This is a genomic window from Microbacterium sp. PMB16, from assembly GCF_051294855.1.
In the GTDB taxonomy this organism is placed as follows: Bacteria; Actinomycetota; Actinomycetes; order Actinomycetales; family Microbacteriaceae; genus Microbacterium.
Genome location: NZ_CP145908.1, coordinates 915677 through 928925 on the forward strand (window position 1 = coordinate 915677; position 13249 = coordinate 928925).

Here is a 13249-nt window from a genome sequence, read left to right on the forward strand (position 1 = left end):
GACGTTCACTCCGCCAGGACGAACGACACTGCGGTGCGGTTTCCCGCGACATCGAGCACTTCGAGCGTGTTCGACCCGGCGACCGCACCGAAGGCGCCCGGCGTGACGAAGTTGAGGTCGCTCCAGGTGTTGTCGGTGAGGTTCTTCGGGACGCCGTTGACGGAGAGTCGATCGATCTTGCCCGCGTCGTACAGCTTGAAGCTGACCTTCGAGTACGCCTCCGCGGAGCCGGACGTGAACTCCCCGCCCTGCTTCACCGTGACGGTCGGAGCCGTGCGGTCCTTCGGCGCCGCCCGGTACTCCGTCGCCTCGCCCTTGAGCGCCTGGGTGATGCCGGACAGGTAGGCCGACTGATCGGTCGCGGTGAGGTTGTACGCCACGTAGACGCCGTATCCATCGGCGACCGTGCGGTTCGCGAAGTCCGCCGCCGTCGCCGCGCTGGTGTTCGCGAGGTCGATCGCTGCGGCTCCGATGCGCGTGCGGTCCTCGAGTCCCGGCACCGTCGGGGCGTCGTACGTCGGGTAGTAGGGGTTCCAGGCGTAGTCGAGCACGCCGCCCGCGTCGAACGACGTGAAGTCCGTCGTCGTGTACGACGGGCCGATCGCGTAGAGGCTGATGATCTTGTCGTCGCCGATCCGCTCACGGAGTGCCGTGGCCAGCCAGCCGAACGACTCCGCGTTGGGCTGCGGTGTGCCGTTCGCGCCGTACTCGGTCCACTCGTCGTCGAAGTCGATGCCGTCGAGCCCGTAGGTGGTCACGGCGTCGGCGAGCTGCGCGGCGAAAGCATCCGCCTGCGCGTAGGAGGTGAAGTTCGCGAATCCTGCTCCCTGGTGGTTGCCGAGCACCGACAGCAGCACCTTGGTGCCCTGCTCCTGCACGGGACGGATCTGGTTCTCGGCGTCGTTCAGCGTCTCGGTGACGCGCTCGTTGAAGTGCAGGTACGCCTTCTCGCCGTCGTAGTTGATGTTGGCGGCGAAGATCATCGCCATATCGATCGCTGCTTCCCCCGAATCGGCGAGCGTGTAGTCCGCGACGTTCGCTAAATCGTTCGAGTTCACCTCGACGTAGACCGCGAGCTGCGGTTCGTTCTCGGGTGCTTCGGTCGCGGCAGCCGGAGCCGCGGCGACAGCGCCCGCTGCGGCGACGGCAAGACCCGCCATGGCCGCGAGGCCCTTTCGGAACCGGTGAATCCTGATGCGTGACTGACTCATGACAGATCGTCTCCTTCATCATCGATGTCGAGATCAGGTCGCATCGGCGCGACCTGCGGCTGACTATATCGCTTAAGTGAAGCGAGGTGAAGGGTCGACGGAAGACGCTGGATCAGAAATGCCGCTCCCACCCCGCGTGGGGCGGCATTTCTGATCCAGGCTGGCGTCGGGTCAGACGTTCACGTCTCCGACGAGATTGACCTTGATGCCCATGCCGGCGAACATCGCGGCCTTGGCGATGAGCGCCTTGTCGGCGGTCTCGGCATCCGGCGCGTAGACGGTCTGCGCGTGGTTCGCCTTGTGCCGGGCCATGAACTGGTCGCGGGAGATGCCGTGCAGCACGACGTGGGCGATCGGCCACTCCGGGTTCGTGGCGTCCTTGCGGCGCTTCGTCTCCTCGGCCGGCAGCTCGACGACCGACGCGCGGAAGATGTCGGCCTGCAGGATGCCGTCGGCGATGAACACCCGCGAGAGCACGATCTCGCCCGGCTTCGAGACGCCGTTGATCGTGGCGCCGCCCGCGGGGAAGAACACGTGCCCCTGGCGCCAGCCCTCGGCGTTCTGCCACCCGCCGAGGTGCGAGGCGGGAACGGATCCCGAGATCTCGTAGACCCAGACGAACTGGCCGTCGTAGTCCTCGCCCCAGCGCACGTCGTGGAGGGTGTTGTCGGGCACGAGCCCCATCGCGCGCCAGACCCGGTCAGTGACGAGCGCGTCGACCGCAACGCCCTCGTCGGCCTCGTTGAAGTGCGGGAACGCGCGGCCCTCGTGCAGCACGCGCGCGCCGTCGCGCGAGGTCACCGGCGGACGCTCGGTCGAGTTCAGCATCCCCTCGGCCAGGTCGGATGCCGGGACGAGGTCCTTCAAGCCCTGCTGGTACTGGATGCCGACCGCATCGAGCCCGAAGTCGTCGGCGATGCGGAGCGCGGCCACGTACATCTTCAGCTGCCACTGCACCTGCTCGCGGGTGAGCTCCGTGGCGGCATCCTCGCCGTAGACGAAGGTCATGCCCTTGTCGGTCAGCCAGTCGTAGGCGGCATCCGCTTCGTCGTCACTCACGTTGAGCATCTCGGCGTACAGGGCCGACTGCGACAGACGCTCCTTGTAGATGCCGGTCTTGTTCAGCAGCTCGTCGTCGAAGATCGCGTTGTACATGCCCATGCAGCCCTCGTCGAAGACGCCGATGATGGCCTTCTCCGCCAACAGCTCCGCGGCGAGCGCCTCGCCCAGCGCCTTCTCGGGGCTGTCGGGAAGCTCGGGCAGCGCGCGCACGTGCGAGCCGTCGTGCGTGATGGAGCCCGTCTCGGTCCACTCCTTGATGCCGTTCTTGAACCAGTCGTCGCTGAAGTCGACCGACCAGATCGATGCGTAGGGCTTGTCCATCTTGGTGAGGCCGGCGTTGAGCCCGAGCAGTCCGACCAGTCCCGGCCAGTCGCCCGCGAAGTTCGCGACGGTGAGGATCGGCCCCTCGTGCGTGCGGAGTCCGGCGAGCACGTGGTGCGAGTACTGCCACACGGCCTCGGCGACGATGAGCGGAGCAGCCGTCGGGATGTTCTTGAAGACCTCGAGGCCCATGCGCTGGCTCGAGATGAAGCCGTGGCCGGTGGCCGGGTCGACCTCATTGGCGCGGACGACCGTCCAGCCGAGATCCTCGAACACGCCCGTGACGCCGGCTTCCAGCTCGACCTGCACCGGCCAGCCGCCGGTGTTGGCGGCCTCGCGCAGGTCGCCGGAGGCGATCAGGTAGGCGGTCTTCGGTGCAGACGCCGGACGGGATGCCGGCGTCGGCAGGGTGTAGGTGGTCATGATGCCTCCGGTGTTGGGGTCGTGGTGAGCGTGTAGCGATGGGAGTCGCCCGCTCGGAGTCGGATGCCGCGGCCGATGGCTCGGCCGCGCAGCTGCAGTTCGGCGATGTCGAGTTCGCCGCCGTCGAGATGCAGGGTGAGGGCGTCATCGTCGATCTCGACGCGTCCCCAGCCGGTGCCCGTGGTGAACAGGAACTGCTCGGCGCCCGCGATGGGCGCGAACGACAGCACTCCCGTCGGCGCGTCCCACTGGGCACCGGTGGCACCCAGCAGCAGCGCCCATGAGGCGAGCGAGCGGGCGTAGTGGTTGCCGCACTCGATCTCGTTCCAGGGGCTGCGGTGCTCGCCGTCGTAGCGGGCGCGCAGCGTCCGTTCGACGAGCAGGGCATCGTCGTAGCGGCCGGCGAAGAGCAGGGATGCCGCGACCTGATGCTCGACGCCGGTCCACACCTCGTCGGAGTACACGAACGGGATCGCCGGGCGGCCGCCGTGCGGCCAGGACGCGAGCAGCAATCCGCCCTCGTCGTTCAGCGCGTAGACGCGCTGCGTGCTCTCGTGGGTGGACAGGTCGTCGCGGTGGTTGTGCGCGACGATCGCGGCGAGCGCGGAGTCGACCCGCTCGGCGGGCAGGATGTGCCCGAGACCGTTGACGAAGGCATGGAACTGTCCGAGGAGCTGGTCGGAGAGCACGCCGTCGCCGTACTGGTACCGGTACGCGTCGGCGTCGTCGATCACCTGCCGGTAGTACTCGCCGTTCCAGAGCGTCGCGTCCATCGCGGCGGCGACATGGTCGGCGCGCACCGACCACGCGCGGGCGCGCTCCGGCTCGCCGAGGTGCTCGGCCATCCGCGCTCCGGCGCGGAGAGCGGCCAGGTACACGCCGTTGGCGAGCGGCTCCGCGCCGTGGAACTCGATGTCGTAGGTGTTGTGCATCTCGCCGTCGAGCAGGCCGTCGCCGTCGCGGTCCCACTCGCGGATCGCGTAGTCGAGAGTGCGGGATGCCGCGGGCCAGAGTTCCCGCAGGAAGTCGTCGTCTCCGCTGAAGCGCCACTCCCGGTGCAGACGCAGCAGGGTGCCGAGCTGTCCGTCGACGGCCGGAGCCATGAACCACGAGGGTCCGCCGAAGATGCGGTTGCCGCGGAACTTCTGGGCGCCGGCGTCATCGGTCTCGAGCAGGTACTCGACGCGCCGCGCACTGCGCTCGAGCGAGGGGAACAGCCAGGCGAGCGTCTGCGCGTACGACCAGACGTGCGTGCAGGTGCCTTCGCAGGATCCGCCGTGGTCGAACGACCCCTCCCAGGCCGCGAACACCGGCCCCTCCCCCAGCACGGGGTTCGGCGATTCGAGCACGAATCCGGTGGTGGAGCGCGCCGCGGCGATGTTCGCCCCGATCGCGTCGACGAGCACGGGGTCGAGGCTGCTGCCGTACAGCGCCTCGACGAAGGCATCCGTCGCCGTCTCGAGGGCGGGGAGTTCTCGGTGGAGGTGCGTCGCAGCCGCCCAGGCGTCGGGCCAGAGGGTCGCGTAGTGGTTGCGGACGATCGGAGACAGCGGGCCGTCCCCCGGCGGATCCGCCAACACGATATGCCCGTGCCAGCCGCGGCGCCGGTTCGGGAAGCTCCACGACAGCACGAACTCGAAGTCGCGGAACTCCCCCGGTGCGAGCGAATGCACGATGCCGAGCGACCCGGTGCGCAGCCGCGGCAGCTTCGCGAGCATCTCGTCCTCGGTGAGAGGAGCGCCCTTCGTCGAGCTCGGGGACCCGTGGTCGTCGAGCTCGGCGAACAACCCGCGCGGTCGGTCCTCGAGCGTGAGGCGCGACTCGGCCGCGAGCAGGCCGTCGTCGGTGAGGTCGTTCCAGAACAGGCGCGCCCCGTCGGGCCAGTAGCTCGTGACCCACTGCGGCTTGACCGTGGTGGCAGCATCCGTCGTCGTGAGGCTGAGGGTGCCGTAGCCGGGATCGTCCTGCGGGAGATCGATGCCGAAGTCGAGGCCGCGGATGTCGCCGTCCTCACGCCACCGCACGTTCTGCGTGGCGCGCATGCCCCACGGCGCGTCCGGCCCCGGGGTGCCGCGGCCGGCGGTATGGGAGACGCTGCCCACGACCGTGACCGCGACCGGGGTGGTGCCGGGATTCGTCACCCGGTAGCGCAGCACGGCGGCCGGGATGCCGGACGCATCGGCGTCCAGCGGGACGAGCGGAGTGAACGCGTGGAGCGAGACGTCGACCGGGAGGACGGCGTCGGTGAAGTCGACGTCGACCATCGGGTATTCCCCGTGCAGGGTCGCGCCGTCGAGGCGCGGGAGTCCCGCCAGCTGATCGAACGCGTAACCGGCATCGGCGTCGTGACGGCCGGTGAGCTTCGCTTCGAGGACACGGGTCACCGGGGTGCCGCCCTCGGGCCTGGCGTGGATCGCGAAGAACGAATGCGGGTTGCGGCGCCCCTTGTCCGGCAGATTCTCGAGCTCCCAGTCGCGCAGCTCGCCGCGCGCGCCGATCGAGACGTTGCCCGTGCCGATGCCGCCGAGCGGGAACGCCGTGGCCTGCGAGGTGTGCGGGATGCCGCGTGCGCGCCGGGTCATGCCGCGGCCTCCCGCTGCGCGGTGGCGAGCTCGTGCACGACGTCCTTCGATCCCTGGTACAGCCGCACATACCGGTCGAACAGGGTGTCGTAGAGGTCTCGCAGCGCAGCATCCGGCCGAATCGTCTCGGCGATCGGATTCCAGGCGGTGATCACGGGCGCCGCGCCGTCGTCGGCGGTGGCGGTGGCAGCGAGGAAGGCCGCACCATAGCTCGCACCGATCGTGGTCTGCGGCACCTCCTGCACGAGTCCCGTGACATCCGAGACGATCTGCAGCCAGAGCCGCCCCTGGGTGCCGCCGCCGACCGCGACGATCCGCCGGATGTCGGCGCCCGCGGCGCGCATCGTCTCGACGTTGTGCCGCACGCCGAGCGCGGTCGCCTCGAGCGCCGCACGGTAGAGGTCTCCGCGTGAGTGGTCGAGGGTCAGCCCGGCGATCACTCCTCGCGCATCCGGATCCTGGATCGGCGTTCGCTCCCCCGCGAAATACGGCAGCACGAGCAGCCCGCGCGCGCCAGGCCTCGACCTCTCGGCATCCGCGAGAAGCGCGGGGTAGTCCGCACCGGTCAGGTCTTTCAGCCAGGCGGTCAGCGCCCCGGAGGTCGAGAGCCCGCCGGCAAGATTCCTGGTGCCGGCGAAGGCGCCGGCAGTCGTCCACATCGAGGGAGTGCGCAACGCCTCCTCTCCCGTCGCCACGAGGAACATCGTGGTCCCGTACATGAGCATCAGGTCGCCGACTTCGTGCGCGCCGACGCTGACGGCTTCGGTCCACGCGTCGATCGTGCCGATGATGACCGGGGTCCCCGCGGCGAGGCCGGTGGCGGATGCCGCGGCCGCGGTCACCTCGCCCGCGAGGTCGCCCGCCCAGCCGAGCACGGGCTGCTCGATGGGGCCGGCGAACTCCGCCCACCAGGGCTCATGCCACTGCTCGCCCTCGATGTCGTACAGCGGCGAGACCTGGCTCGCGGACTGGTGGTCGAGCACGTAGGCACCGGTGAGCTTGCGGGCGAGCCAAGAGGCGGGCATGAAGAGGCGCCGGGCGCGGGCCCACGCCTCCGCGTCCTCCTCCGCGATCCAGGCGATCTTCGGCCCTCCGGCCTGCGAGGTGAGCGTCGAGCCGCCGACCCGGGTGATCTCGTCGACTCCGAGTTCGGCGGTCATCCGCTCGATCTGCGCCGTCGATCGCGTGTCGATGCCGTAGAGGATGGCCGGCCGCACCGGCTCATCGTGCTCGTCGGCGAGGAGGATGCACGGCCCCATGCCGCTGACGCCCACGCCCACGATCTCGGCCTCGGGTGCCGCGGCGATCAGCTCGTGCGTGATCGCGACGAACTCGTCCCACCACACGCGACCGTCCATCTCGACCCAGCCGCTGCGCGGCCGGCTGACCTCGTGCGCCCTGATCGCGGTCGCCAGGATCACGCCGCCGTCATCGACCAGCACGCCCTTGCTGCTGGACGTGCCGATGTCCACCCCGAGGGTGCAGCGCATGGCGTCCTCCTTGAAACCTGAACTGCGGAATCTGAAACCTGATCGTCACTGTACGCGAAATCGATTTCAAGGCGCAAGGTGGACGTCGACATCGTCTGCACAATCGGGGTCGATCGAGGGTTCTCCACTGATCGCGCGGACGACGCCGTCGGACACCGGAATACCGTGACAATCTGGTCTTTCCCTCGCAGAATGGAGCCATGGAGTTGACCGAGCCTCAGGTGTGGGCGCTGATCGCAGTCTTCGCCGCCATCATGATCGGCGCGATCACGCTGCTGTTGCGCCAGAACGACCGGATCATCACGTCGTTCCGCAACGAGAACGCCGCGCGTTTCGACAGCCTCGAGGCGCGATTCGACGGCCTCAGGGAAGGAATCGATGCCCGATTCGAGGGGTCCGATGCCCGATTCGACGGCTTCAGGGATGGGATCGATGCCCGATTCGACGGCTTCAGGGAAGGGATCGATGCCCGATTCGATGGTCTGAACCGAATCTTGGAGGTGAAGTTCGACGTCATCGATGCCCGATTCGACGCCATGGACGCGAAGTTCACCGAACGGTTGGGCTCGATCGACCGCCGACTCGAAGACCTCGACAAGGAGGTCGCGAACCTGGCGACCCGCTTCTGGAAGTCTTCCTGACCGAAGACCCGTCAGGCTCGCTGCGTGCTGGCCGGCTGCACCTCGTTGCGCAGCACGACGGTGCGCGCCGGCTGCTTGTCGCCCTTGATGCGCTCGAGCAGCATCCGAGCCGCCGTCACCCCCATGTGCCGAGCGGGGAGCCGCACGACCGTCACGGCGTTCGGCGACAGAGTCGTGAACGGCAGCGATCCGATCACGGCGACTCCCACTTCCGGCGGCGTCAGTCCGTGCTCGGTGAGCACCTGGATCGCGCCGACGCCGATGAGGTTGTTGCCCGCCACGACAGCGTCCGGCGGATCCGGAAGCGCCAGAAGCTCCTCCATGGCAGCACGCCCGCCGTCGACGCGGAACGTGGCGAACCGCTCGAGGGCATCCAGGTCGAGATCGGGATGGGCGGCGCCCAGAGCCGATCGCCAGCCCGCGGCGCGCTCGGCCGCGGTGTCGATATGCTCAGGGCCGCCGATGTAGGCGATGCGGCGGTACCCGGCGTCGATCAGATCCTTCGTCGCCGAAGTCCCCGCGGCCCGGTTCGCCATCACGACACCGTCGATGTCGTAGGTCGTGCTGCGGTCGACCGCGACGACCGGGCGTCCCGTAGCGAGGATGATGTCGAGGTTCGAGTGCTCGTCGGCGGTCGCGATGATGACGCCCGACATGTGCTCGGCGATCGCGATCCGGAGGTACGTCGCCTCTTTCTCCATCTGCGCGTCGGAGTTGCAGAGCACCACCGAGTAGCCCGCTTCGGAGGCGACGTCCTCGACGCCGCGGGCCATCTCGGTGAAATAGGGGTTCTCGATGTCGGGAATGACGAGCGCGATGACCTCAGAGCTCTGACGACGCAGTGTGCGGGCCGTGCGGTTCGGGGTGAAACTCAGCTTCGCGGCCGCATCGCGGACGGCGGCGACCTTCTCCTCCGACACGCTCGTTCCGTTGAAGACACGCGAAACCGTCGCGGGTGAGACCCCCGCGAGTTCTGCGACGTCGTAGATCGTGGCCATGCGTCCTCACTGCCTGCCCGGTGGCGCCGGACGTGAAGCAACAGTATCGCGGAGAATGACGATCTCTGGAGTTCTCGGTTGAAATCGATTACATTGGCGCGCATGACTTCTGCTTCATCTGATCTGGCATCTCTCGCAGCACTGCGGTCCGTGCAGACGCGATCGATCTCGCCGGAGAACTTCGACGGATCCGCTGGGGGCGGGGGCCGGGCGACCGAGGGCACGGGCGCGGGGAACGCCCGTGACCTCGGGCCCGGCTGGAAGATCTCCCCCAGTGTCGACATCAAGGCGGGCGACACGTTCGACCTGGCGAAGATCGACGGCGCTGGAAAGATCACCCACATCTGGATCACGACGCACACCGACAACTGGCGCACTCTGCTGCTGCGCGCCTATTGGGACGGCTCCGAGGAGCCGGCCGTCGAGGTGCCGTACGGCGACTTCTTCTGCAACGGCTGGGGCGTGTTCGCGCAGGTCAACTCGCAGACCATCGCGGCCAACCCGCACGGCGGGTTCAACTCGTACTGGCCGATGCCGTTCAAGGACGGCGCCCGCCTGACGATCGAGAACACCTCGGTCGTCGATGTGCGCGTCTACTACCAGGTGACCTACGAGATCGGCGGGGACTACTCGAACGACGCGTACTTCCACGCCCAGTGGCGCCGGTCGAACCCGCTCGAAGATCGCACCCCTCACGTCATCCTCGAGGGCATCGAAGGACAGGGCCAGTACGTCGGCACGTACATCGCGTGGGGCGTGAACTCCAACGGGTGGTGGGGCGAGGGCGAGATCAAGTTCTACCTCGACGACGACACCGACTACCCCACGATCGCGGGCACCGGGACCGAGGACTACTTCGGCGGCGCCTGGAACTTCGACATCCCGGGCCAGGGCTACACCGAGTTCTCGACGCCCTACCTCGGCATGCCGCAGGTGATCAGACCCGATGGTCTCTACGTGAGCCAGCAGCGGTTCGGCATGTACCGCTGGCACCTGCTCGACCCGATCCACTTCGCCACCGGCATTCCGAAGGTCGACATCCAGGCACTCGGTTGGCGGAGCGGATGGCGGTACCTGCCACTGCGCGACGACATCGCCTCGACCGCGATGTTCTACCTCGATCGTCCGACCGCTCGTCGCCCGAAGACGCCGACCGCCGACGACCTGGAGGTCCACCTAGGAACCGCTCCGGTCCCCGACATCGGCTCGACGCCGCCGCGAGCTCCTCAGGACTGACATCCCGCACCCGCGCGGGCGACCGAAGGAGAAGGCAATGGCGCCTCGGAAGAGAAGACGACTCGCGGCCGGTGCCGCACTGGTCTCGCTGGCGGTGGTGGCTGCGAGCGCGGCCGTCTCCGCACCGGCGATCGCGACGACCGCGTCGACGCCGGTCACGGTGGTCGAGAAGCTCACCGGGCCCGACGCCCCGAACAACACCTGGGGCCGGTGGGACATCAAGGCCACCGACCTCGGCATCATGTGGGACGACGGCGATGGCCACGTGTTGACGGCCTTCGGCGACACGTTCGGCAACTCGTGGACCGGCCCCGGCGGCGGCGCGCCGCCCAACGGCAACTGGCGCAGCAACGTGCTGGTGCGCTCGAGCGACGCCGACCTCTCCGACGGGATGATGTTCGACTGGGCGGCGCAGGCTCCGCAGGGGGTGGCGAAGGAGATCATCCCGTCGAAGAAGATCAACGGCGACGAGATCACCGTGATCCCGACGGCCGGCATCTCGGTGGGCGACCGTCAGTACCTCGGCTTCATGTCGGTGAAGCAGTGGGGCCCTCCCGGAGTCTGGGACACGAATCACGCCGGCATCGCCTACTCCGACGACGGCGGGGCGAACTGGACGGTGTCGAACACCCGGTGGGAGAACCCCGACGGCGACGACCCGTTCCAGATGCAGGCCTACGTGCAGAAGGGCGGCACCATTTACGTCTTCGGCACGCAGAACGGGCGCAACGGCCCGGTCTCGGTCGCCAAGGTCCCCGCGAAGAAGCTGCTCGACAAGTCCCAGTACCGCTATTGGGACGGCCGGAAGTGGAGCAAGGACGAGGCGGATGCCGCGCCCGTCATCGACGCGCCGATGAGCGAGGTCTCAGTGCAGTACGACGCGCACAGCAAGCGGTTCCTGCTGATGACGCTGTCCGGCGAGGACATCGTGCTGCACACCGCGAAGACCCCCGAAGGTCCGTGGAGCCCCGCGCAGACGGTCGCGAGCTCGACCGACTACCCGGCGCTGTACGGCGGCTACTTCCACCCGTGGAACGAGGACGGCGAGATCTACTTCGCGATGTCGCAGTGGAACCCGTACAACGTCTATCTGATGCACATGCGGCTCGACAAGAACGGCACGATCGTCGATCCGAACCTCATCGTGGATCCGAGCTTCGAGCGGTCGGATGCCGTCGGCACGGGCACCGACGGCACCTGGGGCGCCAAGCCGAACTCCGGCATCGACACGGCACCGGCAGGCGGCTTCACCGGCGACCGGAACATCTTCGTGCGGTACAACTCGGGCTGGCGCGACGTCTGGCAAGACGTCGACGTCGAGCCGCACACCTCCTACCGGCTGACCGGCTTCCTCCGCACGTCGACCAACAGCGACAACGGCTACTTCGGGGTGCGGCAGCTCGACGGCACCGTGCTCGGCGAGGCGCACTTCGTCTCGGTGGGCGCGTGGACGCGCTTCACGGTCGACGTCGACACCGGTGCGAACGATCAGGTGCAGGTGTTCGGCGGGGTGTGGACGAACAGCGGCGACATATGGCTGCAGCTCGACGACGTCGCCCTGGTCCGCGCGCCCTGACCCTCGCCCGGACCCGTGAGCGTCAGCTGAGCCAGGCGGGCGCGCGGCCGCGCAGCAGCGCTCCGTCGAGCGAGAACCGTCCGGCGCCGGTCAGCGCGAGCGCGAGCGCGGCGACGCCGAGCACGGCCACGAACTCGTAGCCGCCGTCGCCGACCCAGAGGCCGGCGGGAAGGTGCACGGCGACGAGGGCGACGGCCATGTCGATCGTGAGGAGGATGCCGACGGGACGCGTGAGGAACCCGAGGATCAGGAGGATGCCGCCGATCAGTTCGACGAACGCGACGACGGGCGCGGCGATCTCCGGCAGCGGAACGCCCATGTCGGCGAAGCTGCCGATCGTGCCGGGGAGGGTGAACTCGAAGATCTTCTGCGCACCGTGTGCGGCGAAGATGGCGCCGACGACGACGCGCAGGACGAGGAGTCCCAGAGAGACGGCGGGAGAGGGGGCTTTGGTGTTCGTCATCGGAGGTCGATCCTTCGTGGCAGGACACCCGCGCGAGCGCGGAGCAGGGGCTTTCCCTGCTCTCACGCTAGGAAGCCGACTTTTCCATCTCCTGAGTGCGCGATCGTGCGCCAGGCCCGAAGTTCCGGTGAGAGCCCCGGCGCACTGCCCTCGTGCGCGCCCGCCACGACCAGCGAGGTGAGTCGCCCGTTGAGCCGGATGAGGGTCGTGAAGCCGACCTGGTAGCCGAGCCCGTCCAGCCGCTCCGGGATGCCGAGCTTCGCATCCGCCAGCACGCAGAGGCGCCCTCCGCGCAGGGCAGGCCGGGCCGCGCGCCAGACGCCGTCGAGTGACGCCTCGGCCCCGCCCGCCGCATGCACGGCGTTGTTCCACGGCGGATTCGTGATGATCGCCGTCGCGTCGAGCTCCGCCCAGGGGATCAGCGCAGCATCCGCGACCCGGAAGTCCACATCCGCTCCTGCCCGACCCGCGTTCTGCCGGGCATTCTCCACCCTCGCAGGGTCCAGATCGCTCGCACCGAAAGCGATGCCCGGATGCTGCAGGAACGTCTCGATCGCGATCGTCCCGTCTCCGCAGAACGGGTCGAAGACCCGATCGTCCGCGGTGACGCCGGCGACCATCGCGAGCGCCGCGGCGGCCGGCGGATGGAGGGTGCCCGGCCCCGTCGCCTGTTTGTACGGGCGTCGGTGGAGAGGCGCGGCCGTGAGCCGCACCGCGACCACAGCGGTCCCGTCCTGCACGAACAGACGCACCGTCAGGTCGGGCCGATCGGAGGAGGACAGCCCCTCCGCCGTGCGGGCGAGATGCGTGCCGCGCAGCAGCGGCGCGAGGGTCTCGCCCGCCGCGTTCTCCACATCGAAGCGGTTGTACCGGTGGGCGCCGTCGATGCTCGCGACGACGTCGAAGAAGAACCCGTCCGGGATCTCCCGCACGCTCCGCAGTTCGGCGAGCACCGGCGCCCACGCGAGCCGCTGCACCCTGAACGCGAGGTCAGTGACCGCGTCCTTGGTCGAGCCCACGCCGTCGAGTGTCGAGACCACCCAGAAGACGTCGTCGACGCTCTGCAGTCGCAGCAGCGCCGCGTCGAGGGCCGGGTACTCGAAGGCGACCTCGCGTGATCCCATCCGGATGCTCGTCGCCTCCGGCAGTCGCCGCTCGATCTCGGCGGCGGCGACCCACTCCAGGCCCCGCAGCGTGCGAGCTGTCAGTTTCACGTCGTCTCCGTCCCGCAGCAAGCCTACGGGCG

At 68.7% G+C, this 13249-nt stretch carries 10 protein-coding genes; 3 read left to right on the top strand and 7 right to left on the bottom strand.

Translation table 11 applies throughout. The features are described from left to right. Positions 1-5: 5 nt before the first annotated feature. The 4 genes from V5D55_RS04385 to V5D55_RS04400 form a co-directional block, all read right to left on the bottom strand. Positions 6-1211, bottom strand: a complete 1206-nt coding sequence (locus V5D55_RS04385; RefSeq protein WP_435748050.1) for an endo-beta-N-acetylglucosaminidase H — start codon at positions 1209-1211, stop codon at positions 6-8. Between the two features lie 171 nt (positions 1212-1382). Further along, positions 1383-3017: a fucose isomerase gene (locus V5D55_RS04390; RefSeq protein ID WP_435748054.1), complete on the bottom strand. Its 1635-nt coding sequence runs from the start codon at positions 3015-3017 to the stop codon at positions 1383-1385. Continuing rightward, positions 3014-5599 (bottom strand): GH116 family glycosyl-hydrolase, encoded by a 2586-nt coding sequence (locus V5D55_RS04395; protein WP_435748056.1) that lies wholly within the window; start codon positions 5597-5599, stop codon positions 3014-3016. Before V5D55_RS04395 ends, V5D55_RS04390 begins: the two co-directional genes overlap by 4 nt. Next, positions 5596-7089, bottom strand: a complete 1494-nt coding sequence (locus tag V5D55_RS04400; RefSeq protein WP_435748058.1) for an FGGY-family carbohydrate kinase — start codon at positions 7087-7089, stop codon at positions 5596-5598. The genes V5D55_RS04395 and V5D55_RS04400 overlap by 4 nt, the downstream gene beginning before the upstream one ends. Before the next feature lie 200 nt (positions 7090-7289). On the opposite strand from V5D55_RS04400, the gene V5D55_RS04405 reads away from it, so the two are divergent. Then, the gene (locus V5D55_RS04405; RefSeq protein ID WP_435748060.1) at positions 7290-7730 is read left to right on the top strand and encodes a hypothetical protein; all 441 of its coding nucleotides are present in this window, start codon (positions 7290-7292) and stop codon (positions 7728-7730) included. A gap of 11 nt (positions 7731-7741) precedes the next feature. On the opposite strand, the gene V5D55_RS04410 is transcribed toward V5D55_RS04405, so the two are convergent. Beyond that, entirely contained in the window at positions 7742-8728 is a 987-nt protein-coding gene (locus V5D55_RS04410) for a LacI family DNA-binding transcriptional regulator (RefSeq protein ID WP_435748062.1), read from the bottom strand. 102 nt (positions 8729-8830) lie between these two features. Here V5D55_RS04410 and V5D55_RS04415 point away from each other — a divergent pair, with 102 nt between their 5' ends. Together V5D55_RS04415 and V5D55_RS04420 are read left to right on the top strand one after the other, a co-directional pair. After that, entirely contained in the window at positions 8831-9964 is a 1134-nt protein-coding gene (locus tag V5D55_RS04415; protein WP_435748064.1) for a glycoside hydrolase family 172 protein, read from the top strand. Between the two features lie 37 nt (positions 9965-10001). Next, positions 10002-11540, top strand: coding sequence for a DUF4185 domain-containing protein (locus V5D55_RS04420; protein WP_435748066.1), 1539 nt, complete (start codon positions 10002-10004; stop codon positions 11538-11540). 22 nt (positions 11541-11562) lie between these two features. Here the strand turns inward: V5D55_RS04420 and V5D55_RS04425 are convergent, their stop codons facing one another. Both V5D55_RS04425 and V5D55_RS04430 read right to left on the bottom strand, forming a co-directional pair. Further along, positions 11563-12003, bottom strand: coding sequence for a DoxX family protein (locus V5D55_RS04425; RefSeq protein WP_435748068.1), 441 nt, complete (start codon positions 12001-12003; stop codon positions 11563-11565). Positions 12004-12065: 62 nt separating this feature from the next. Next, a complete protein-coding gene (locus V5D55_RS04430; RefSeq protein ID WP_435748070.1) occupies positions 12066-13217 on the bottom strand; it encodes a methyltransferase in 1152 nt (383 codons plus the stop codon). Positions 13218-13249: the final 32 nt, after the last annotated feature.

Coding starts and splice junctions, on each gene's coding strand:
- V5D55_RS04385 (WP_435748050.1), bottom strand. CDS start 1,211: ATGAGTCAGTCACGCATCAGGATTCACCGGTTCCGAAAGGGCCTCGCG.
- V5D55_RS04415 (WP_435748064.1), top strand. CDS start 8,831: ATGACTTCTGCTTCATCTGATCTGGCATCTCTCGCAGCACTGCGGTCC.
- V5D55_RS04420 (WP_435748066.1), top strand. CDS start 10,002: ATGGCGCCTCGGAAGAGAAGACGACTCGCGGCCGGTGCCGCACTGGTC.
- V5D55_RS04395 (WP_435748056.1), bottom strand. CDS start 5,599: ATGACCCGGCGCGCACGCGGCATCCCGCACACCTCGCAGGCCACGGCG.
- V5D55_RS04400 (WP_435748058.1), bottom strand. CDS start 7,089: ATGCGCTGCACCCTCGGGGTGGACATCGGCACGTCCAGCAGCAAGGGC.
- V5D55_RS04405 (WP_435748060.1), top strand. CDS start 7,290: ATGGAGTTGACCGAGCCTCAGGTGTGGGCGCTGATCGCAGTCTTCGCC.
- V5D55_RS04425 (WP_435748068.1), bottom strand. CDS start 12,003: ATGACGAACACCAAAGCCCCCTCTCCCGCCGTCTCTCTGGGACTCCTC.
- V5D55_RS04390 (WP_435748054.1), bottom strand. CDS start 3,017: ATGACCACCTACACCCTGCCGACGCCGGCATCCCGTCCGGCGTCTGCA.
- V5D55_RS04410 (WP_435748062.1), bottom strand. CDS start 8,728: ATGGCCACGATCTACGACGTCGCAGAACTCGCGGGGGTCTCACCCGCG.